Genomic DNA, 21,287 nt, shown 5'->3' on the forward strand with positions numbered 1-21,287 from the left:
CGTGGTCCTCCCGTTGGTCGGAATTATCGTTCTGCTCGCGACCAACGGGAGCGCCATTCAAAGCGGTACACACGCCACGAAGTGGCCGCCCCACGCGCAGTGGGCCCCTCCGGCAGGACTTCATCTCTTCCCCAGCAACTCAGCCCGAACCGCCTGCCCAATCGCCATCGCCATCAGGCAATCATCATGCGCCCCATTCACAGCCCCAGTCCTACCCCCCACCATCGAAACAAAAGTCCGGCACTCCGAAAGCAGTCTCTTACTAAAGAACATCCCAGGCGACTCCACCAGCAGCGCCCCCATCCGGCTAACCATCCCAGGCTTCGATCCCGCCGTCGTCAACCAACCCGCAACCCCGCCCTGCTCATGCACTCGCGCATACCGCTCCACGCTATCCAGATAAGCAAGCACACCAGCTCCATGGTTATTCCTCTCCACCGCAATCACCGCCCCGCCATACTCCCTAGCCAAACCCGCCGAAACCCTCGCCAAGTCCAGCGTCCCCAGCCTCTGTTGCAGCTCCGCACACTGCATTCCGGACTCTCTCTCAATCACCTGCACCGCTGCATAGTCTCCATCGGCCCCGCCCCCAGCCGTATCCACCGCAACGACATACTCCTTCCCCGCAATCGGGGGCAGCCAAATCTGCAAAGCCCCACCCCGCCGCATCTCCAAAGGCTCACCCACCGAAGCCAGCCTCTCTTCCACAGCCTCAACCTCAAAGCAACACTCCCCCGTAGCCTTGAAGCAGCTCTCCGCATCCTCCGCAAACTCCTGCGAACGCAGCCCCCGATAACTAGCCTCTAGCCCCCGACGAAACCCAATCTGCCGCGCAGTCAAACCATGCGCCGTCACCAGCCGAAGCTCATCCTCTCGCAACTCCTCAACCGCCGCGCCAACATAAGCCTCCTCCATCCACCACGGAAAAAAGTGCCGAACCACGCCGCCGTCTCGCTGACTCGCTAACCCGCCGACTCGCTGCTCCAATGATCGTCCCCACTCCTCATAAAAACATCCATAAGCCCCATTCGGAGTAGACTCCAGCACCATCTCGCCCCCAGGCGCCAACGCGGCCCGCAGCCCCGCCAACGTAGCCCCCGCATCTCCCGGCCAGCGGCTCACTTCACTGCAGTGCAGATACTGCACCGTCAAACCACGCCCGGCATTCTCATCTCCCGCGCTCACCACACGAAACTCACTATCCAGCGCCGGAAAACACATCTGTCCGGCATTCGCTTTACTCCGTCGCAGCGCACCCTCACGCAGCCCCTCCGGCAGACACTCCCAGAATCGCTGCACCATCCGAAAGATGCCCTCTGCCGCCTCTCGCGTCTGCGCCACCTGCACTGTCATCACGCCGCGAGCAGTAATCGTCTTCAAGAAAAACCGCCCCGCAACCCAGGTCGTAATCCCCATCTGCCTGGCCTTCAGCACAATATTCTGCCTGCCGCGTTCGCGTTCAAACGCCCTCTGCACAGCATTGGCTCGCAACGGCCGCTCCAAACCCGCACGATCTCGAACCTTCAACCAACCCTCAGCCACCTTCACCAAAGCGGATGGCCTTGCCTCCATCCACTTGCCCAGCGCCAACAACTCCTCCACATCCCACTGAGCTTCACTCATGCCACCAACCTCACCCTGAAAACTGCACAGCGCGGCCATCGCCCTCACAACGAGGCCGCGCCATGCGGCAACCAACTACATCTCCCAATGGCATCCCGAAACCGTCTTAGGATTCGGAACATCCCGCAGCGTCAGCGACCCATTCGCCGGCACTGGCACCACCGTACCCGCTGCAAGTCCGTTGATCACCTGCGACGAGCTGCCCGATACCACGCCCACCGTAAAGGCAGACTGCAGGTTCGTCACCGTATACGCCGCACCGCTCTGACCCGTGCAATCCGGCAGCGTCAGCGTCTGATTTGCTGATGGGTTCGACGTCACATAACCATCGCCCGCCGTCATCGCATAGGTCGCCGCGGTCACAACATGCGGGTTCGCCGCCGTAGAGCCGAAGTAGTAGTTCAGTGCATTGCTGGCCGCCGAAGCAAGCAAGAGCTGCCCTGCAGCCGTCGGATGAGTATGATCCCCTTGAAAGAAGGTCGCGTTCGTATTGGCTCCATCTGCGCCAAGCAGCGGATTCGCCGCAAAGTCGATCACGCCATCCGCGCCAATCCTCTGCGCATTCTGCAACATCAACGCATCGTAAGAATCCTTCGGAGAGTCCAGACCGGTACGCGAGATCATCGTTCCCACAAAGGCCCTGCAGCCTGCCTTCTTCACCGTCTGAACCCAGCTCGACAACCGCCCAAACACAGTCTCCGGCGCTGCAGACGAAGCAAAGTCGTTCGTTCCTGAGAACCCAATAGCTATCGAAGGTCCGTTGATCGTGCTGCAAAGCGTTCCCACTCTATTCGGCTCAGACCCCGCAATCGCGCCGAAGCTCACCCCAGTCAACCCCATATCGACAACTTGGTAGCTCGGCTGATTCGTCAACGCCAGGTTGAACGGCCACGCCTGCGTCGCCGGATCCGCGGTACCGAATCCAAACGTGATTGAATCTCCCACCGCATACAACTGGGGATTTACTTGCACCACCGGGACCGGCGTCACCGGAACCGAACGGGAGTTGATGTCGTTCAGGATCTTCTGATAGTTGCCCTGCACCGTTGCCGCACTATCCTCCGTCGCTGAAAACACCGCGCGATAGAAGATCCCGTTGAAGCCCGAACCGCTAAAGAACCCGGTGTTCGGTGCGCCAAGCAGGAAATTCCCAGAAGCCTGAGCCCCGAAAGACGCCCCCTGGAACGAATAGGGAATCTCAACTCCGTTGATGTAAAAATGGTCGACATCCCCGCTCGTTCCGTTGCCCAGCGTGACCGTCAATATATTGAAGCCCGAAATAAACAAGCTGGACATACTGCTGTAGTTGCCATTTGCAACCGTTCCAGGAGCAAATGCGGGGAGTGTCCCTTGATCCTGGCTGCTGCTCGTAATAATATTCACCCCCGCATTTCCCAAAGAGCTTCCCATTAGCATTGGAAAGCTCTGCGGAACAAACTGCGCCGCACTCGTCGGTAACGGATTCAGATAAAACGCCAGGTAGAAAGTCCGCGTGTTGTTCAGTGTCGCCGGCAGACTCACATTCTCCGGAAGACTGAAGCTCAACCCGCCATTGACCCACACCGGCGCACTAGCTCCTGAACCAAGAGTTCCGTTATTGCCGTTGCCCGTGTTGTCGGTCAGCACCGACCCTTTTCCCTCGAGAAAGTTGTAATCGGCCGTCGCGCCTGCAATCGGAGCAGCTCCACCGGACAAGCCCGTTCCAATCGACTGTCCACCCGAGCCGCTCGTTCCCGCTGGCACCGACCACGTTCCATCCTCGCGTAAATACCGCGTCGTTCCCGCCGTTGTTCCTGGATCCGGAACCGCACCGCGAGCATGAGCCGCACCAGACGCTCCGAACAACGGAAGCTGAGCCGCACCTACCGCGCCATTGAGTGTCGTCGCATTCACTGTCCCCGCATTGATCGTCCCCGCCGTGAATCCTTGCGGACTGAACTGATAGCTAAATCCTCGCAGGTTCATCCCGAGCGTACTCGTCGTCGGCTGGAAAGAAATGGTGTCCACGCTAGTGCTGCTATCCAGCTCAAACAAGTCGTAGCCGGAGTTCCACCGTCCACATCCATGCGAGTTGCAGTGAACCGAGAACACGCTCTCTTCTCCCGCCTGCACATCCATCGTCCTCTGCCAGATGCCCTGCGCCACGTACGCAAAGCCTGGCGCCGAATGAGTTCCGCCGTTGCCCAGGTAGCTCGAAGCAGGCACTGCATTGCTAACCGTCCATCCGCTTAGACCAGGCCCTGTGTTTCCCTCATATTCGACCCCCGCGGTCTGCGCCACTGTAGGACGAGGCGTTGTCTGTCCAACGAAAGCCAGATCTGCCCCCAGCTTCTGCTGATAATAATGTGGCTCCTCAATGGGATCGTTTACAGACCAGGACACTGTATTCGGTGCCAGTGTCAGTTGCCCATCCACACTCTTCGTCGCCGTATCGTAGACTCCCAGTACCTCTGCCATGGGATACAAAACGTATCCCCCCGTTATCTTGGATACCGTCCCGCCCGTGCTCGTGCTGTTCGCACCCGCCTGGGTAAACGTCAGCGTGTTCGCACCAGTCGTGGTCACCGTGAAGCTGCCGTTATAGCTCTGGTCAGCCACGCCTGAGATGTTCATACTCAATCCATTCACATCCACCGGCAACGAGCCTGCCGTCGTCACCGTCACAACCCCGCTGTTCCGCGCAATCGCCGCAATCTGCATCGTCACGTTCAGAAAGGCGCTGGTGTTATTCGGCACGCCCACAAGCGACGCCAATCCGCCCGCATAATAGAGACCTGTCGTCGAGTAAGATCCGATCACAGGAAACAGCTGCCGGATAACACCTACGGTATCTACCGTCTGTTCCAACCCATAGCCGCATAAACCACCGAAAGCAATCGTCGCTCTCGCCTCGTGAGGCTTGTTCAAAGTCAGCCGCAGATGCGTTCCATCTACCACTGAGTAGTTCACCATCTCGTAGTTGGTAGGCCCACCGGCCAAGGGCGAATCTGTAACGCAAGCCACTCCATTCGGACTAGGAACTGCAGCCGTATTCGTCGCAAATCCCGCGGTCACCCCGGTCGTCGCAATTGCAATCGTCACCGGTCCTGGAGCAGCATTGTTGGACTGAGAGGGAATTGTCGCCGCAGTCGCCAGAAATACGCTGACCGGAAAATTCGTCCCGCTGAATGTCGCGCCCTCTCCCGGTCCGCTGCCTACCTGGCCCGTTCCCCCCGTTAGCATTCCAGTCGTGATTGTCTTCGTTGGGTTCTTGTCGATCAAAAACCGCCCTTCACCTTGTGTTCCTCCAGCTGCCACCGAACCAGCCATCACCACCGTCGAACCGGGAGAACAACCAGCGCTGCATACCCCTTGGAATACGTTGAAATCCTCCTGGATCTGAATATCGAAGGGGTGTGCGCCCTCGTCCGCCTCATCGCGAAATCCTCCCGACGAGTTGATAAATTGCGATCCCATGAGGCAATCACCAACTCCATAGCAGTTGATTTGCTGTGCATCCAATATGTGCTGGCCCATCGTGTTATAGGTGCCAGTAACGCTCATGGCGTTGTAGTTGGTCTTGAAGTAAGGAACGCTGCCAATCGTCTCCGGAAACAGGTTTGACCCGCCCGTCAGGCCCTGATGACGAATCTCCAGTGCATACGAGTTCGGATCAGTGGATCCTCCCGCCGCAACTTCAGCCTGCGAGCTCCGAGTCGAAGTCACATCGATAATCTGGCCGGCATCTACCCCGTCCCCCGCGGAAGCGGTCGGATTTAAATACGTATCGCGACGTTGTCCGTTCCTGTCGTCCTCGACATGAGTCCCCCCGGCCCCGCTGTTCAACGTGCTCGCCGTGTACTGCTCTCCCACCGGATAGCTGCGTTCCACCTTCACGTCGCATCCGCTTGCGCAATCCGGGCTTGTCACCGCATTCGCAATCCCGTTGCCTCCCAGTCCACTCACATACTGGCTCGCATACTCGTCGCCGTTCAGGTTGTTCACCTGCAATTGCGTCCCAACCGGCTGCACCACAACCTGTGTCGCCGCAGGCAGTGTCGAAACCTTCTGTCCCAAACCAGCCGCAGCACCGGCTATATTCACATCGACATAGTGTTTGTCCGCCGCCTGGTTCGGAGTAGTCGGGTCGGCCGGAAGAACCAGCGGCCCCGTCATCGTATCTCCCGCCTTCTCGACAAAAGGATTGGAGCTGTCCAACGGATGCCCCGTCACTGCAGCGGCAATCGCGGTGTCCACGTAGTTCTTGCTCACCGTCTGCATCGCCACCGAAGTCGGAAGCACCGTGCTCTTGATCGTGCTTACCTGCACCGGAGCAAGGCTCACCGGAACCACCCAGAACTCCCGGCTTACACTCCCATCGTCCAGGTGATACACCGCCGTATAGTAGGTCCCAATCGGTGTTGAGCCGGCATTAGGAACCAGCGCCAGGCTCAAAGCACCATTGGTGATCGTAGCGGAAGTGCTACCAGTGGGCACCGACTGCCCACTTGCAGCCGTAAAAGCCTGCCAGCTCACAATCACGCTGCCGTTAGCCAGCGTCCCATCCCCACGATAAACCGTATCTGTAACCTGAGTAGTACCAATTGTGCTGGGTGGAGTCGCCTGCGCAGCCGCAGCCACCTTCATCACCGTCATCGCTCCCGGAACTGCCAGCAGCAGCATCCCGATCAGCGTCCATCCCTTAGGCTTCCAATGCATCGTCGTTCTCCTCGTTCCTGTTCACTCTCGTCTGCCGCGGCCAATCCCATCCGGGCACAAGTCATCTGCGCGAGTCGTTGTCGCGTTGAATTCGATTCCGCCTGTCAGTGCTTAGGGTCGTCTTCGCTAAACGGCTCGCATAGCTCCCGGCAGATAACTGCGGAAGCACAAAACCGTCTCGCCGTCGTTCGCGTCCTTCACTGGCAGCGCGCGAAACGCCCCCGCCAGCTTCACCTTCTCCAGCGGCCCGGCCAGCGTCTCGACCATCTCCGCCGCACCCTGCATCGCCTGCAACCGCGGATAGTGGTAGATCACCCTGTCTCCCTGCTCCCCATCCATCACAAACAGCGCGGACCACTCCTGAAAGAATCCGCCACCCTCGCGATCGACGAATCCCATCAGCGGACTCACCTGCATCCCCGAAGGCGGAGTCCCAGCCAGCAGCGCCGAGCCCAACTGCAGCACTCCATTCGCAATCCCCACAACCCTACCCACGTTGAGCGTGACCCGCCGAATATAGTTGATGTCGTTCGCCACAGACGCAGGCGAACTCACGTACGCAGCGCTCACCCCGCTCCCTACAAAACCCGTCTGCGCCACGTAATCTTCATCGACGGCGACCAGCTCCCCAACCTGGAACTGTGCCGCCGCCGTCGCCCCCACACTCAATGAGCTGGCCGTCGATCCAGGCACCAGCGGAACAGCCTTCGCCGCCACACCGCCGCTCCCATTCGCCGCCGCGCCAGTCGCCGTCCGCAACAGATTCATCTGTTGCGAACCCGCAGCCAACGCCAGCTGCAACTTCCCCCAGCTCTCAAACTCAAGCTCAACCGTAGCCTCCACCTGGGTCACAACCTGGCTCTGCACCACCGCAGGCGCACCAGTCGTCAGCGCTCCAATCTTCGTCGCGCTCTTCCTCGCAAACTTTGAGCACCATCCCAAATCTACCCAGGGCGACGGCGGCGAACTCAACGCAAACGTCCCGATCTGCGCCGCATCGAACAACGTCGGCACTCCCACCTCACGGTTTACCGGAGCAAAATAAGCCCTTACCCTCCGCGTCACCGGTGCCACAGCACCCACCAGACCAACCGCAGTTACAGTCGCACTCACAGCTCACCCACTTCCTGGTAGCAAAACACCACAACCGTAGCCACCCGCTCCAGCCGCTCACCGTTCACCACAGCAGCCCCAAACGCAGCATCTCCCCAGAACACGTTCGTCCCCATCGCCACCGGAGCCAGTCCCGATCCACCCGCCGCCCCAACATAGTTCATCTTCGCCACATTCTGTGGAGCCGCACTCACCGCCGACACCAACTCCGCATCCATCCCCGACAGCAACCGCCCCCGATCCATCCCCCCGTTGCCGGAGTCACCATCGGTCGCATAGCTGATCTCGCACGTCATCGTCGCCAGCGGGAGCGCCCCCTGCGTATCCACGCTAAGCCCCGTCCAGCGCAGGCAAAACGCATTCACCGGCACAGTCGCAGAAGCCAGCTCGTTCTCCTCCACCAGCACGCCAGGCCGTGTCACCCCGCGGAGCACTATCGTTCGTGCCGGATTCACCGCCGCCAGCCTGTCTCGCAGCGTGACATAAAACGTATCTCTAGCATTCTGCATTTATCTGTAACCTTTCGAGTGGCATTTACGCCGCAACTAAACCATCAACGCCAACGGAGCCCGCAACATCAGTCGATAAACGTAAGTAGCGCCCCCAAGCTCCGACTCCGAAGCCGACTCAATCTCCATCAGCACATCGTCGATCAACACCCCGAACGCCGTGGCAAACAGAACATTGGCAGCCGAATACCCCATCAAACCCACCAGCGCGTTCACCGCTGTCGCCGAAACCAGCAGCTCACTCGTAGCCGCCTTACCAGCAGCCAGCGTAGCCCGAGCCTTCCGAAACACCACCGGCTCCAGCGCCACATCCTGAAACGTAGGCACCGCGAGCCCAAGCTGCTCCGTCGTATCACCCGAGCTGGCCGGAGCCGGCATCCGCAAAAACACGCTCCGCCCCCCGCCGCACCGCAACAACACATCCGCCGCTCGCAGCGCCCTTATCGATGCATCTCGCAACTCTCCCATCGCATCACCCAAGCCGATCTGCGACATAGGGCTTCAGCAGCAGTTGCACCTGTGCATCGATCAACGATCCACTGAAGTACTGCATCTGCATCGTGTCCATCTTGCTCGATTTCACGTTCATGGCCGGTGTCGCCTGGGCATTCTTCACAATTTGCACGCACGCAACCTTCACCGCATCAGGCACAGTCACCAACCCCGACGTGTAAGTCACCTCAACCTCGTTGTAATCAATCCCAAGAAAATTTCTGGGAAATGTCAGCTCGGCCGTTGTCTGATTTACATCGACAGTTGTCACATCCAGCGCACTCCAGCTTCCGGGCACGCTGAAAGCGAACGCAATCTGTTCATGAAAAGGATCGGGCAACTCACCCCTCCGTGGCCTCGCAAACCGAACCCTCACGCCCACCAACGCAGAAGCGGCTCCCACCGCCGAAGCCAGCGGACGATAGCTCAGCCGCACTGTCTGCGCGCCATCGGTCAGCCGCATCCGCTCCACATACTGCGTCACCAGGAGACTCGGTCGCCGGCAATAAGACTCCATCAGCGCAGAAGCCATCGTCACCCAGTCATCCGTAGTCTCTGCCGTCAGTCCATACTGCACATACTCCGTCGGCAACAAATAGCCCATCGCATCCCTCTCTCAAAAAGCAACAGGGACCGGCACAAATAGCACCGGCCCCCATAGTTATCCAACAAACCAACCGAAACCGAACAAGCCCAAAGTTTAGCGGTCGACCAGAACCTGGTAGTGGGCATAGCTCGAGCCCTTCACAACGACGCCGCCAAACTTCACGACTACATACTGCGAAGCCAGCGAACCGGGAACGCCGAGTTGGAAGATGCGAGGATTCGGATCGCTCAACCAGTGGTATTCAATCAAGTCCTCGGTCACGATGTAAGCAGGTAGAACAGCCGAACCGGAACCAGGAGTACCGGTATAGCTCAGCGTCCACTCAGGAATGAGCGGAATATCACCAGCCTGCGTCGATAGTGTCTTCACAGTAAAGCCGGCCTCGATCTCCCGCGTATTCAGCACGACATTGAACTCGGTCTTCATCTCACGGTCGATCAAATCGAGCAGAACCGGGTTTGCATAGATCGCAGTGGGGCGAACACCAAACGAGCTGTTCGAAACCATCTGGGCAATCGTCGACTTGAAGCCATCGACGATGCTCTGGTTGGTACCGATCGAAACGGTATTACCACCAGCAGCAATCTGCGCACCCGCGCCAAAATACTGCGGAGTCGTAGGTGAGCTCAGGCTGGTGTCAGTGCCGTTCCAAAGGGCAACGTCATGCGTACGCAGAACGCCATCAACGGTATCGGCAAGATCCTTCGCCTGGAGATAAGCAAACTGGCTCTGCTGACGGCCAAGCTCCATATCGAACAGGTTGTAGTTGATCTGCGCGACGAGCGCCTTCAACGGAACGCTGTTCTCGATGCGAGTCGGGTTGACTAGCGGAGCGACAATGTTACGTGGATCCACAAAGCCTGTGGCAGCCGCAGGAGACGGAATCGCAGTCTCTTCAAAGTAGCGGGACGGATGGCCAGTAGCAGGAACCTGCTTGATGCGCTGACCAAAGATCCCACGGCGACGTACGAGGTCCAGAATCTCTGTCTGATACAACGGAACTTCAATCGCGCCAGGTCCAATGTAGTCTGCTGCGCCATGAATATCGGTAAACTTCGCGTTCATCTTTCTCCCTTTCAAAACAAAAAAGGCGCAGCCGCGGCCACGCCATCTAGAAACTCCATTACCGGCGCCGAAGGCGCGTCAGCCTCGATGGCAGATCGCGCCGTGCGCGCAGCACGCACTTGCTGTTGACTGTCTTTCCGTCAAATCAACCCAACAAACCAGACCGCAGCAACTGAGCCTTCACCGCAATCCTCTGCTCAATGCTCAAATTGGCAAGAGCAGCATCCACGCTACCGGCTTCCATCGTCTCCACAGCGACGCCCTGCTTCGCCAGCAGATTTACCATCGCCAAAGGAAGAGTCTTCCGTCCATGTCCAACTTCAGAAGGCACAGATGCAGCCGCTGCCTTCAACTGTGCAATCTCAGCCTCAGCCGCAGCCAACTTCTCCTCCAGCTCAGCCTCGCGCCGTCCTTCAACAGTCGCAACAATCCGGCCGATCGAAGCCTCAGCATCCAGGGCAAAATCATTCTGCCGTTGTGCCAGCCTCTCCACCGCCTGTTCCAGCAAACCCGCCGCTGCAGCCAGACGTTCAACGGTCATCCCCAGCTCGTCTTTCATATCGAGTTCCATCTCCATGCTCTCTCGCCTTTCTTTTCAGTTAATCAGTCCACCCACTGAATCTCGTTTACGCCGCAGCTTTTGTAGTAGCAGCTGCAGGGGCCAGCCCACTCTGCACATTCAGAATTGCCACCACAGCCGACACCACATTCGCGATATACGTGCTATCAGCCGTAATGCCAGCCTTCGCCAGCAGCGCAGTCACGGACTGCTCCGTCAACAGCAGCACCTCGGCCAGCTTCTGTGCACCAGTGCCACTCTGCGCACCAGAGGCAGCATACTTCTGCTCCACCAGCAGCACAGCCGTCTGAATCAGCGAAGTAGCATCGGCCACTTCATTTGCAATTGGAGCCGCAACCGGAAACAGAAGCCCAACCAGCCTCTCCACCGGAACGGCGTACTCCACAGCCCACTTCAGCCCCTTGGCAAATCCCTTTCCGATCGTCTCTATCACACTTACAAAACTCATGGTTCTCCCTTTCGTTTATGTACCGAAGGCGCGTCAACCTCGATGGCAGATCGCGCCGTGCGCGCAGCACGTACTTTTCTTTGTGAACTACCGAGCCACCGCCACGCGTCGTCCAGCCGCAGCCGGCCGCTTCACATGAAAGCTCGTACTCCGATAAGCCGCCTTCTCCCGCAGCAAAATCGCAGCTCCGGTAAAGGTAGCCCGAGTCAACGTCCAAACCTGCGCCCGCATATCCGCCACATGCGCATCCGCCAGTTCATAGCTCATCCCCATCAGATTCGAGCCAGCCCCACTCCCCTGGATCTTCGCCTCCATCTCCGGAAAGTCCCGAGCAAACAGATAGCCCGCCACCGTCAGCTTCTGTCCATCCAACTCAGCGGCTGTAATGATGCCGCATTTCTGCCGCGCATCATGTCCATCCCATCCCGCCTTGTAGTCGACAGCCATCCCCAGCAAACTCGGCAGCGCAGCCTCCGCAGCCGCACGCGTCAGCACCACCCGATGCCCCTTCGCACCGCTTGGAGCCTTATCGCTTGCCACATCTACCAGCGTCAACACACCTTCAAACGGCAACCGGTTCGGATGTCCATGCACTACCGGAAACTCCACCGCCATCGCCCGCATCTCGAGCCCTGCCGCACCCCGCAAACCATCCCGCCTGCCTGCAAGCTCCGACCATCCAGCAAGCCCAGCACTTCGCCGATGAAGCCCCTCCGAGTGTCCCATTGCACCTCCTGTATTTTGTAAAGCCCGCCCAACGACCACACCTCTGCCATCGCCCCGCGGACATGCGCGGTTGCCCTTTTTCTCAACCGGCACATCCAGCAGGACAACCCCACCACGCTATCCCGCGATCGATCCAGATCGATCAAAATAAGTTACAAATTAGAATTAGATCGAACGATATCTGTTACAAATTAGACCGAACCGCAGAACAACCCCCGACCACCCAGGAAAGCCGCACAAAACCGCCTACTTACTCCTCCGGCTCGCGAGCCATCTTCTCCAACAACTGCCCCACAACGCTCTTACCTCGCCGCTTGGACTCCACCGGCATCTCGCCTTTATCCAGGCCACCCAGATTGGCCAGCATCTTTGCATGAGCGATGCTGCCCTTCTTCGCCTCCTCCACAAACCGTTCCACAATCTCAGGCAGCGCCTCCGCCACCCGAGCCCGTGTAAACGTTCTGCAGAACTTCGGCCGCGGGCCCTTCGAAACAGCTCCACCCGCACCGCCTTCCCCGGCATCCTTTTTTCCAGCCCCCAGAACGCCACTCTCCCCGTCCAGCCCTTGTCGCACAAACCTGCCCGCCACCCGCTTCCGTTCCACCTGGTCTCCTCCCAAAAGCAAACGGGAGAGCAGCCATCAGGCGCTCTCCCGTTTCAATTCTTTACTACCTTTCCAGAATAGCAGTTGGACCATAACTAATACGCCAACTTTTCGAGAGAAATATTCGTCATCGAAACAACGACTTAGCGCCCTCAGGCCACTTTCTACCCCTTGACAACTTTTTCCTCACATCCCAAATCGGCACCGACGCCCTCACCTAAGTCCCAAAAAAGCAAACGGGAGAGCAGCCACCAGGCGCTCTCCCGTCTCAATTTTTATTCTCTTTCCAGAGTAACAGCCGGCGCGTAACTCATACGCCAACTTCAAGACAGAAATAACTGCAAATAAAACAATGACCTACGCTTTACAGGGCACCTCCGGCCTATTGACAAGCCTTTGCAGGCTCCAGAAGTTTTCGTTCCAGGAAGATCTCCGTCAGCTCATCCAGCGCGTCGGCATACTGCCGGTGCACCGACCTCAGGCTCAACCCCAGCAAACCAGCCGTCTCCGCCTGCGTAAACTCCTGCAGCGCAATTCGTCGGATCAAATGTTGTTGTCCCTCGTCGAGCTTCTTGAGACACGTCTCCACGTCATGCACGAAGATCACCACATCTTCAAAGCTGTGCACTCGGTAGCTCGTCACCTTCCCGCGAAACATCTCGCGACCCAGCAACGACGGCGCTCTTCCCGCCTCCATCGACAGCCTCACATACCGTCGCAGCATCCCCTCCGTATACTTCCGGTAGAACGCCAGCTCCGGAGCCGTCTTCTTCTGTTGCACCACCTCTGGCAGCGTCTTCACACGAGAAGGCGCAGCCGTAGCCCACACCGCCGGCAGAATCACCAAAGCTGCACTCATCGTGCACCTCCGCCAACTCCAACCGCCGCTGTACATCCCACGCTGCGCAAACTCCCGCTACGCATCTGCCGCCGCTTTCTTCCTCCAGCATGCTTGCCTCGCGGTGCCGGAAATTCAGCCAGTCGCCCAGCGCATCCCCGGCAGTACACACCGTCAGAGCTCGCACGGAGCCATAGCGCCCCGCACCCTTCACATACCTTCAAATCCATGCGCAAGTAGTTCACTTCGTTCCCTTTCAAAGCGTACTTCTCCCCCGGCGAGCCTCGATGTTTTTCAATGGTTGAGTGGGCTCGCCTAAGTTGCTATGGAACGCCGTTCGCTTGCCGCTTCGCTCTGCTGGTTCAGTCGGTCAAGGCGACAGCCTTCATCTGTCGTTTGCTTCAGTGCGGTGTCGTACCTTGGGAAAAATCGATCACCCTGTCTCCTCGCCCACACGTCTCCGAATGCGGCTCAGCTCCAGCGCCCCATGATCAGGGGCCCTCAGTCGCTCTACCGCTTCGATTCCGTATTGGGAAAGTCTCAAGGTTATAGCTTTTGACAAAAGTACTGTCAACCGCAATCTTTCCTCAGGCAAACTACTCTCGTATATCCCTCGTTAGCAGTAGTTTGAACCCGAAACTTATTGCGTCAAGCGAATATTTCGCTTTATGTTCGCCTTGCCAAATGATATGGTTCGCCGAGGGTTACCCTCCATTATGAACTTCCAAGACCTCCACGAGCTCCTTCGTCTCGAACTCCAACGACGCATCGACCGGGGCGCACTAACCGGAAGTCGCCTCGCCCAGCAAGCCGGTTTTCAGCAAGCCCACATCTCCAACTTCCTCAATAAAAAACGCGCCCTGTCTCTAGAAGGCCTCGACCGCGTCCTGGCCTCCCAGAGACTCTCCGTCGAGCACATCCTCCCCCTCGACCTCAACGCCCACGCCTCAACTTCCACCCCAGTTGAAAACAGCGACCCCATCGAAATCGTCCCCGTCGTCTCCCCCTCCGCAGCCATGGACGACGCTATCATCCCACCCGCCTCCATCATCGAAACCGTCCAGGTCTCGGCCTCCCGCCTCCACGACAACCGCGCCCGCCCCTCCACCAAACACGCCCACTGGCAACGCTTTCTCGCCATCCGCGCCGACACCCAGCAATCCGCAGCCATGGACCCGCTCCTCTCTCCCGGAGCCATCGCCGTTCTCGATCGCCACTACAACTCCCTCGCGCCCTACCGCGCCCACCAGCCCACTCTCTACGCCGTCCGTTGCGGAGCCGCACTCCTGCTGCGCTTCGTAGACTACGACGAAGGCCGCCTCATCCTTCGCCCCTACTCCCGCGACTTCCCCGTCCAGCTCCTGCCTCTCGCCTCGCACGAAACCCCAGCCGACTACATCGTAGGCCGCGTCTGCCTCATCTTCTCCGAGCTCTAAAGATCTCTACCCATGAAACGTAACCCACATCGCCCAAAGCGCCAGCAAAGCCAGCAGCAACGCAAGCGAAATGCTCAACGGCCACCTCGCGGTCATAGGCGTCTCCCCCGCGCGCAGCTTCCGTAGCGCAGAAATATGCGATACCGCCACCAGTCCCGTAGCCACCACGCCAATCACCACCAGCGTCACGCCAAAGTGAATCGCCGCTTCATGCAGCCGCACACTCTCCGGCGTATGCGCCTCCATGCGAATCGTCCGAAAGAACGCAATCATCCCCAGCCCAAAGCTGCTCATCGTCAGAGTCGTTCGAACCCACGCCAACGTCGTCCTGTCCAGCGACAGGCTGGTGCGAAATATCGCCATCTCCGTCCGTTCTCCCGCGAGCGTCACTCGCGGATCTTTCTCTCCCTCACCCATCGCCCCCGCCTCTCTCCCTGTCCGAGAAGCCTACCCAAGCTCCGGCCGAACGTCCAATCTAATAGTCCCCCCTCACACGAACCCCAACCCACGAACCCAGTGCTACCCTTTTCCCAGTCATGAACCTCCGCATCGCAGCCATCCGTTCCGGCACCGAACCCGTCCGCAAACTCACCACCGGCTCTTTCCAGCGATGGCTCGAAACACCCGTCCTCTGCCCGAAATGCGACGTCACCTACAACCTCGCCGTCGATTGGGATCAATCCTCCGACCGCTGGTTCCCCGAGACCTCGCGCCCTCTCATCACCCTTCTTAAAAAGGCGATCCACATGGGCCACAGCACCGACCACCGCGTCACACACTTCGAAACCGAAGGCGTCGTCGTCGAGAGCATCACCCCACTGCTTCCGTAAAATCCGTGATCAACCCACGAGGTTCCAGCATGAACGTATTGGCTTTGTACCGAATCCTCTACCTCGCGTGGGTCTTGTCTGAGGTCGTCATTCTCGCCATCACGCGCACCCGCCGCGGCGGTGGCGACATCCAGGACCGCGGCTCTCTCCGCATCCTCTGGCTCGTCATCCTTGTCTCTGTCTCCCTCGGCAGCTACTACGGCGATACCCACCCCCACACCATCGACCCCATCACCCCTTGGGCTCAAGCCGCCGCGCTCATCCCCTTGATCCTTGGCCTAGCCATTCGTTGGACAGCCATCGTCACCCTCGGCCGCTCCTTCAGCGCTAACGTCGCCATCCGTGCCACACAAACTCTCCACAAAACAGGTCTCTTCCGCTTCGTCCGCCACCCGTCCTACTCGGGACTCATCCTCATCTTCGCCGCCATCGCCCTGCACACCCGAAACTGGCTCGGCTTCGCGATGGTCCTCATCCCCACCGCCGCTGCTCTCTTCTATCGAATCCGCGTAGAAGAGTCAGCTCTCCGCCGCGCCTTCGGGCACGATTACGACGACTACCGCAAAACCACAAGATGTCTCATCCCAGGAATCTTCTAACCCATTAACCCCACCCGCGTTCAGCCGCCTCCCATCCCACTGGGACACATACCGACCCGCAGATCCCCGCAGAGCGCCCCTTTCGGCTCTCCGGGGAAGTCAGCCTAAGCTACCGCCAACTCATACTCCGCACTGATATCGGTCACCGAACCAACGCTGGTAACGCCCACTGCAGGCTTCTTCCAATCGCCCAGCGAACGGCTCAGCATCGATGCCGCGCAACCCTCGCCGCACAGTACAACGATGTCTCCGCGCCGCGCCAGTTCAGCATCCCACGGCATAAAAGTAATACCGCTATCGCTGACCTTCGCCAGCACCCAGTGATTGCTAGTCTTCTTCTGTACTCCACAAAGGCATGTATAAAGTGTGATTGCCGCCATTTTTTGCCTCCTATCAGTTTATGAATCTTCTCTATCCGTGTGCTACGTTTTGCATACTTGCAAGCGCAATGCCAGTCTCAACCGGTCCTGAAGAGCCTTTATTCTCAACAAACGGGCCAAATTCATCGACCGTTAACCCACCAGACCTGAGGGCAAACTCGCAAAAGAAAGGAAAACATTTTCCACTTTCGCCCAAATCGGCAGCTCAGTGGAAAAAAGGTCTGACTACAACCTTCTCGCCATAGTCAAAATTGCCTGATTCGTGTAAACGCTTCCACCTATCTGATGCAGGCCGGAACATTACGACAGCCAATACACCAATAATTTCCCGCAGCAGGGCGCCAAAAGGTAAAAATCCCCCACCCACCGGAAGAAATATCGCATGCGCCAACCCTTGGTAAACTAGAGAAATGCTCTCAAGGCTTTACGCAAAGTGGATGTACTCCTGGGAGACAGCCCTCACCACCCGCGACACCAATCGCATCGTCCGGCCCCTCGAGTGGGGCTTCGACTGGCTCCAGGACTTCAGCCCCCTCGCGCTCGCAGCCAACCCGCACCTTAGCGACTACGACCGCATGACCGCCGTCAACGCCGACATCGTCGCCCGCGCCGACGAGTTCTACAGCTACGACACCCCCACCGACTTCCGCCTTGAGCGTCGCCACCCCCAGCTCTACCCCACCAACGTCCGCCCCGAAACCCTCCAGGAAGACGCCGAGCTCCGCCGCCAGGCCGAAACCGGTGAGATCGAAGCCGCCGACTTCCTCCGCTTCACCTCACCCATCCGCACCCGCTACCCGGAGAACGACCAGGTCAACGCACGCTGGTATCCCGCGCACCCGGAGACGCAAAAAGGCAAGCCCAAACAGGCCATCATCGTCATGCCTCAGTGGAACGCCGACGCCTTCTCCCACAACGCCCTCTGCACGCTCTTCAACAACTTCGGCATCTCCTGCCTCCGCCTCTCCAAGCCTTACCACGACGTCCGCCGCCCAGCCGAGCTCGAGCGCTCCGACTACGCCGTTAGCGCCAACGTAGGTCGCACAACCGAAGCCTGCCGCCAGGCCGTAGTCGACATCCGCAGCTGCATCGACTGGCTCCAGTCACAAGGCTACGAGCAGTTCGGAGTCCTGGGCACCAGCCTCGGCAGCTGCTACGCCTTCATCGCCGCCGCCTTCGACGAGCGCCTGCAAGTCTGCGCCTTCAACCACGCCTCCACCTGGTTCGGAGACGTAGTATGGGCTGGCCAGAGCACCCGCCACATCCGCGCCGCCTTCGAGCAAGCCGGCCTCACGCAGGATCAGGTCCGCGAAATCTTCTCCATCGTCAGCCCCATGTCCTACATGGACCGCTTCGCCGCCAAGCCCAAGCGCGTCCTCATAATCCACGCCACCTACGACCTGACCTTCCCGCTGAAATATTCGCTCGACGTCCTCACTAACTTCGACGCCCTGAAGATCGACTACGTCTCGAAGGTCCTCCCCTGCGGCCACTACACCACTGGCGAAACTCCCTACAAGTACCTCGACGGCTGGTACCTCGGCTCCTTCATCTACCAATCCTTCAAACGCCTCGCGCAAACAAAAACCGCCCCATCTCTCGAGTCTCACGCAACGGTAAGCGCTCGATAGAAAGCCAATCAGTTCACCCATCCGCAAAGCCTTTCATGATCTTTTCCCCAAGATCGCTGGAAGGTCGTGTACACTCCAGAGCATATTGAGCCGAAAAAACTGAATTCCTCACCGGTGAAGCCAGCCTTCAGCCGGTCTGTCTCTGTGTCGTGTTCCTTTTCAACCGCTTGCGGGCCGCCAAAACTTAATCCGTCATTATTTTGAAATGATGAGCAAGTTTGAGCACTATCAAAGCAATCGATAGCAGATGATTCCGAGAACCAGCGCCTTACCGTTCGACCAAACAGGCCCATTTACTGCTGGATGATCCGTCACGTCCGGGATGCGAAATGTGTGTGAACCCATGGGCCAAACCTTTGTGTAGGAGCGTGCGCTAGATGATCTTCAACTCGCTTGTCTTTGTCGTTTTTTTTGCGATTGTTCTCATCCTGCACTCAATGCCTTTTTCCTGGCGAGTGAAGAAGATCAATCTCTTGATTGCCAGCTACATCTTCTACGCGGCGTGGAATCCGCCGTTCGTCATTCTGCTTTGGCTGTCCACAGTCGTCGACTGGTTCGCTGCTCGCGGACTCGCCGCGGCGGAAAACCCCTGGAAGCGCCGCGCCTGGATGATGGTCTCCATCGTCGTCAGCCTGGGACTACTTTGCTACTTCAAATACGGTCACTTCCTTCTCGATAACTTCGCCCACATGGTATCCATGGCGGGCTTCAAATACAGCCCGCCAAAGTCGAGCATCATTCTTCCCATCGGCATCTCGTTTTACACCTTCGCTACCATGTCCTACACGTTGGACATCTATCTGCGTCGGTCCGCGCCCGCTCGCAACTTCCTCGACTACGCCCTCTTCGTTACCTTCTTTCCACACCTCGTCGCCGGGCCCATCATGCGGCCCACCGAACTGGTCCCTCAATTTGAAGTTCCGCATCAGGCAACAGCGAGTCAGATGCGTTTTGGTTTGGCGCTGATGACCCTGGGGCTTTTTGAGAAGTCGGTCTTGGCCGACGGCTTTCTCGGCCCCGTGGTAGATCTCGTCTACAACGGCAGATCCGCACCCGGCTTTATCGATGCCTGGATGGGAACGTTGGCCTTCAGCGGGCAGATCTTCTGCGACTTTGCCGGCTACTCCATCACCGCGATTGGAGCAGCCCTTTGCCTGGGATTTGCCCTCTCGGATAACTTTCGCTTTCCCTATGCCGCCATCGGATTCACCGACTTCTGGCGCAGGTGGCATATCACTCTCTCGGCCTGGCTGCGCGACTACGTCTACATACCGATGGGCGGAAACAAGCGCGGCAACGCGCGAACATATTTCTCCCTGATGGCAACAATGCTGATCGGTGGCCTTTGGCATGGCGCAAGCTGGACATTCGTCGTCTGGGGCGGTCTGCACGGGCTCTATCTCTCGGTCGAACGTATGCTGCGCAAGCCGTTCCGTGGCTATCATCCGGGGCCCATCGCGGGCGCCGCGCTCGGGCTGCTCACCTTCCTGTTCGTCAACATCGCCTGGGTCTTCTTCCGCGCGAAAACATTCCCCCAGGCCATCGTGATCCTCAGAGGCATGTTCGGCAGAAATCACCATGCGGAACCCATCCTGGCGGCGATTTACCTCATTACAACGACGCTCATCATCGGGGGCTTGCTCCTCGCACACAGCCTCATGCGCAACAAGACCCTCGAGATGGCAATCGCCCGGCTGCACCCTGCAACGCTAACCGCGCTCTGGACCATCATGGCCTTCGCAGTTGTAATTCAACACGGAGAGAGCAATGGCTTCATCTACTTCCAGTTCTAGCAACATGCCTCCCACAGCCACCCACGAGAGGCTGCCCATGGGCTTGCGCCTCACCGCAGCCGACCGTCCGGGCGTGGCGCAGCCAGTTCCGGAACGCGATATTCCCCACCAGCCCTGGGGCAGGATCTCACTCGTCGTGGTGATTCTGGTGCTCTTGCTCTCCTCGCTTTGGGAGTGGCAGATGCGTCGGCTCGAGCTTGTTCCGGGAGACATGAGCAGCTCGTATGACACCTGGGCAAAACTGCGTCGCGAAGTCGATCGTCGCGATGTGCCGCTTCTGCTCATTGGCGACTCACGCATTCTCTACGACACCGACCTCGATCGCGTCCAGCAGCTCACCGGCATTCGTCCGATTCAACTGGGCATTGCCGGCGGAACTGGCCTCCTCGTCCTGGAGGACATCGCGGACGACCCTCACTTCAAGGGCCTCGCCGTCGTCGGAATGGCCGAAACCTCCTTCTTCGACAACCGCTTCACCGTCGTACGGACGAGGGAGGCGATAGAGTTGAGCAAAAAGGAGTCGCCTTCTAAGCGCGCTTCTTACCAGATCCAGCGCGTGATCGGGCCGGGCCTCGCCATGCTTGAAGAAGACTACGGACTCAGCACTCTGGTCGCTCACCTCGATCCACATTGGCGTCCTGGCGTACGAGGCCCCTACGACAACGTCTGGAAGATTGGACAACTCGCTCCGGATGGGAGTGCCCGGCTTTGGCAAAGACTCGAACACGATAAGCGTTTGAACGATCACGCCCGGACCGTCTGGTTTGAACTCTTTCCACCATTTCCGATCGACGACAAGAGCATCCAGGAGATTCTCGTGCGGTCCAAAACCGCTGTCGATAAAATCCGTGCTCGCGGCGGCGACGTAGTCTTCCTTCGCCCGCCTTCAGGGCTCGATCTGGGCAAGGTCGAATACGGCCACATTCCCAGAGCAAGGGGATGGGACCCTCTTCTCGCCTACACGCACACCAAAGGCGTTCACGCTGACGATCTTGCCAACGCACAGAACCTCAATTTGCCGGAGAGCTCTCACCTCTCGCACGCCTGCGCAATCGTATTCACCGATGCCTACATCCGAAGCGTGACTCAGCTGACGCCTATGCTTCACCTCAAACCCGACGCGCCCCCACCTCTCTCGACCCCTGACTGCGTTCCACCATCCGCGGCTAGCCTGGATCAAGCGCCCGGGAAAGTAAATCGGTAGCGAAAGGTCGGTCTGTCGGAAGTAAATCGGTTTCCCTTGTCCGAAAACGGGCTTTTCGGACAACTGACGGACACCGGGATCCCAAAATATTTATTGAAACTTGGGAACTCC

The 21,287-nt window shown here is 58.6% G+C and carries 20 protein-coding genes; 6 read left to right on the top strand and 14 right to left on the bottom strand.

Annotated elements, in window-relative coordinates; translation table 11 throughout:
- Positions 1-120 precede the first annotated feature (120 nt).
- From HDF14_RS04310 to HDF14_RS04365, 12 genes are all read right to left on the bottom strand, one after another.
- Positions 121-1,698 carry a terminase gene (locus tag HDF14_RS04310; protein ID WP_260698026.1) on the bottom strand — a complete coding sequence of 526 codons (1,578 nt, stop codon included), beginning with the start codon at positions 1,696-1,698 and terminating at the stop codon, positions 121-123.
- Positions 1,699-6,321: an SGNH/GDSL hydrolase family protein gene (locus HDF14_RS04315; RefSeq protein ID WP_183973903.1), complete on the bottom strand. Its 4,623-nt coding sequence runs from the start codon at positions 6,319-6,321 to the stop codon at positions 1,699-1,701.
- A 126-nt stretch (positions 6,322-6,447) separates the two neighbouring features.
- Entirely contained in the window at positions 6,448-7,434 is a 987-nt protein-coding gene (locus tag HDF14_RS04320) for a hypothetical protein (RefSeq protein WP_313899487.1), read from the bottom strand.
- Complete coding sequence (locus tag HDF14_RS04325) at positions 7,431-7,943, bottom strand: hypothetical protein (protein ID WP_183973905.1); 513 nt, start codon at positions 7,941-7,943, stop codon at positions 7,431-7,433. The genes HDF14_RS04320 and HDF14_RS04325 overlap by 4 nt, the downstream gene beginning before the upstream one ends.
- 36 nt (positions 7,944-7,979) lie before the next feature.
- Positions 7,980-8,438: a hypothetical protein gene (locus HDF14_RS04330; protein WP_183973907.1), complete on the bottom strand. Its 459-nt coding sequence runs from the start codon at positions 8,436-8,438 to the stop codon at positions 7,980-7,982.
- The gene (locus tag HDF14_RS04335) at positions 8,416-9,039 is read right to left on the bottom strand and encodes a hypothetical protein (RefSeq protein ID WP_183973909.1); all 624 of its coding nucleotides are present in this window, start codon (positions 9,037-9,039) and stop codon (positions 8,416-8,418) included. The genes HDF14_RS04330 and HDF14_RS04335 overlap by 23 nt, the downstream gene beginning before the upstream one ends.
- 96 nt (positions 9,040-9,135) lie before the next feature.
- Complete coding sequence (locus HDF14_RS04340) at positions 9,136-10,107, bottom strand: hypothetical protein (protein ID WP_183973911.1); 972 nt, start codon at positions 10,105-10,107, stop codon at positions 9,136-9,138.
- A 145-nt stretch (positions 10,108-10,252) separates the two neighbouring features.
- Positions 10,253-10,684, bottom strand: coding sequence for a hypothetical protein (locus HDF14_RS04345; RefSeq protein ID WP_260698027.1), 432 nt, complete (start codon positions 10,682-10,684; stop codon positions 10,253-10,255).
- A 49-nt stretch (positions 10,685-10,733) separates the two neighbouring features.
- Complete coding sequence (locus HDF14_RS04350) at positions 10,734-11,135, bottom strand: hypothetical protein (protein ID WP_183973913.1); 402 nt, start codon at positions 11,133-11,135, stop codon at positions 10,734-10,736.
- Positions 11,136-11,222: 87 nt separating this feature from the next.
- Positions 11,223-11,861, bottom strand: a complete 639-nt coding sequence (locus HDF14_RS04355) for a hypothetical protein (protein ID WP_260698028.1) — start codon at positions 11,859-11,861, stop codon at positions 11,223-11,225.
- Positions 11,862-12,111: 250 nt separating this feature from the next.
- Positions 12,112-12,465 (bottom strand): hypothetical protein, encoded by a 354-nt coding sequence (locus tag HDF14_RS04360; protein WP_183973915.1) that lies wholly within the window; start codon positions 12,463-12,465, stop codon positions 12,112-12,114.
- 382 nt (positions 12,466-12,847) lie between these two features.
- Positions 12,848-13,324: a sigma-70 family RNA polymerase sigma factor gene (locus tag HDF14_RS04365; protein WP_183973917.1), complete on the bottom strand. Its 477-nt coding sequence runs from the start codon at positions 13,322-13,324 to the stop codon at positions 12,848-12,850.
- Between the two features lie 695 nt (positions 13,325-14,019).
- Here HDF14_RS04365 and HDF14_RS04370 point away from each other — a divergent pair.
- The gene (locus tag HDF14_RS04370; RefSeq protein WP_183973919.1) at positions 14,020-14,739 is read left to right on the top strand and encodes a hypothetical protein; all 720 of its coding nucleotides are present in this window, start codon (positions 14,020-14,022) and stop codon (positions 14,737-14,739) included.
- 6 nt (positions 14,740-14,745) lie between these two features.
- Here HDF14_RS04370 and HDF14_RS04375 read toward each other — a convergent pair whose 3' ends face one another.
- On the bottom strand, positions 14,746-15,156 hold the full coding sequence (locus tag HDF14_RS04375) for a YidH family protein (protein WP_183973921.1): 411 nt from the start codon (positions 15,154-15,156) through the stop codon (positions 14,746-14,748).
- Between the two features lie 119 nt (positions 15,157-15,275).
- Between HDF14_RS04375 and HDF14_RS04380 the strand changes: the two genes are divergently transcribed.
- Together HDF14_RS04380 and HDF14_RS04385 are read left to right on the top strand one after the other, a co-directional pair.
- Positions 15,276-15,569 carry a hypothetical protein gene (locus HDF14_RS04380; protein ID WP_183973934.1) on the top strand — a complete coding sequence of 98 codons (294 nt, stop codon included), beginning with the start codon at positions 15,276-15,278 and terminating at the stop codon, positions 15,567-15,569.
- A gap of 29 nt (positions 15,570-15,598) precedes the next feature.
- On the top strand, positions 15,599-16,168 hold the full coding sequence (locus HDF14_RS04385) for a methyltransferase family protein (protein ID WP_183973935.1): 570 nt from the start codon (positions 15,599-15,601) through the stop codon (positions 16,166-16,168).
- Between the two features lie 104 nt (positions 16,169-16,272).
- On the opposite strand, the gene HDF14_RS04390 is transcribed toward HDF14_RS04385, so the two are convergent.
- On the bottom strand, positions 16,273-16,548 hold the full coding sequence (locus HDF14_RS04390) for a hypothetical protein (protein ID WP_183973936.1): 276 nt from the start codon (positions 16,546-16,548) through the stop codon (positions 16,273-16,275).
- Positions 16,549-16,958: 410 nt separating this feature from the next.
- Here HDF14_RS04390 and HDF14_RS04395 point away from each other — a divergent pair, with 410 nt between their 5' ends.
- The 3 genes from HDF14_RS04395 to HDF14_RS04405 all read left to right on the top strand — a co-directional run bounded on the left by HDF14_RS04395 (position 16,959) and on the right by HDF14_RS04405 (position 21,176).
- Complete coding sequence (locus tag HDF14_RS04395; protein ID WP_183973938.1) at positions 16,959-18,179, top strand: alpha/beta hydrolase family protein; 1,221 nt, start codon at positions 16,959-16,961, stop codon at positions 18,177-18,179.
- A gap of 377 nt (positions 18,180-18,556) precedes the next feature.
- Positions 18,557-19,972: an MBOAT family O-acyltransferase gene (locus tag HDF14_RS04400; RefSeq protein ID WP_183973940.1), complete on the top strand. Its 1,416-nt coding sequence runs from the start codon at positions 18,557-18,559 to the stop codon at positions 19,970-19,972.
- A complete protein-coding gene (locus HDF14_RS04405) occupies positions 19,947-21,176 on the top strand; it encodes a hypothetical protein (protein ID WP_183973942.1) in 1,230 nt (409 codons plus the stop codon). The genes HDF14_RS04400 and HDF14_RS04405 overlap by 26 nt, the downstream gene beginning before the upstream one ends.
- Positions 21,177-21,287: the final 111 nt, after the last annotated feature.

This window comes from Tunturiibacter gelidiferens, from assembly GCF_014201335.1.
Classification (GTDB): Bacteria; Acidobacteriota; Terriglobia; order Terriglobales; family Acidobacteriaceae; genus Edaphobacter; species Edaphobacter lichenicola_E.

Bases quoted from the DNA above. Each gene is read 5' to 3' on its own strand.
- HDF14_RS04315 (WP_183973903.1), bottom strand. From the start codon at position 6,321: ATGCATTGGAAGCCTAAGGGATGGACGCTGATCGGGATGCTGCTGCTG.
- HDF14_RS04325 (WP_183973905.1), bottom strand. From the start codon at position 7,943: ATGCAGAATGCTAGAGATACGTTTTATGTCACGCTGCGAGACAGGCTG.
- HDF14_RS04330 (WP_183973907.1), bottom strand. From the start codon at position 8,438: ATGTCGCAGATCGGCTTGGGTGATGCGATGGGAGAGTTGCGAGATGCA.
- HDF14_RS04335 (WP_183973909.1), bottom strand. From the start codon at position 9,039: ATGGGCTATTTGTTGCCGACGGAGTATGTGCAGTATGGACTGACGGCA.
- HDF14_RS04340 (WP_183973911.1), bottom strand. From the start codon at position 10,107: ATGAACGCGAAGTTTACCGATATTCATGGCGCAGCAGACTACATTGGA.
- HDF14_RS04345 (WP_260698027.1), bottom strand. From the start codon at position 10,684: ATGGAGATGGAACTCGATATGAAAGACGAGCTGGGGATGACCGTTGAA.
- HDF14_RS04350 (WP_183973913.1), bottom strand. From the start codon at position 11,135: ATGAGTTTTGTAAGTGTGATAGAGACGATCGGAAAGGGATTTGCCAAG.
- HDF14_RS04355 (WP_260698028.1), bottom strand. From the start codon at position 11,861: ATGGGACACTCGGAGGGGCTTCATCGGCGAAGTGCTGGGCTTGCTGGA.
- HDF14_RS04365 (WP_183973917.1), bottom strand. From the start codon at position 13,324: ATGAGTGCAGCTTTGGTGATTCTGCCGGCGGTGTGGGCTACGGCTGCG.
- HDF14_RS04370 (WP_183973919.1), top strand. From the start codon at position 14,020: ATGAACTTCCAAGACCTCCACGAGCTCCTTCGTCTCGAACTCCAACGA.
- HDF14_RS04375 (WP_183973921.1), bottom strand. From the start codon at position 15,156: ATGGGTGAGGGAGAGAAAGATCCGCGAGTGACGCTCGCGGGAGAACGG.
- HDF14_RS04380 (WP_183973934.1), top strand. From the start codon at position 15,276: ATGAACCTCCGCATCGCAGCCATCCGTTCCGGCACCGAACCCGTCCGC.
- HDF14_RS04385 (WP_183973935.1), top strand. From the start codon at position 15,599: ATGAACGTATTGGCTTTGTACCGAATCCTCTACCTCGCGTGGGTCTTG.
- HDF14_RS04390 (WP_183973936.1), bottom strand. From the start codon at position 16,548: ATGGCGGCAATCACACTTTATACATGCCTTTGTGGAGTACAGAAGAAG.
- HDF14_RS04395 (WP_183973938.1), top strand. From the start codon at position 16,959: ATGCTCTCAAGGCTTTACGCAAAGTGGATGTACTCCTGGGAGACAGCC.
- HDF14_RS04400 (WP_183973940.1), top strand. From the start codon at position 18,557: ATGATCTTCAACTCGCTTGTCTTTGTCGTTTTTTTTGCGATTGTTCTC.
- HDF14_RS04405 (WP_183973942.1), top strand. From the start codon at position 19,947: ATGGCTTCATCTACTTCCAGTTCTAGCAACATGCCTCCCACAGCCACC.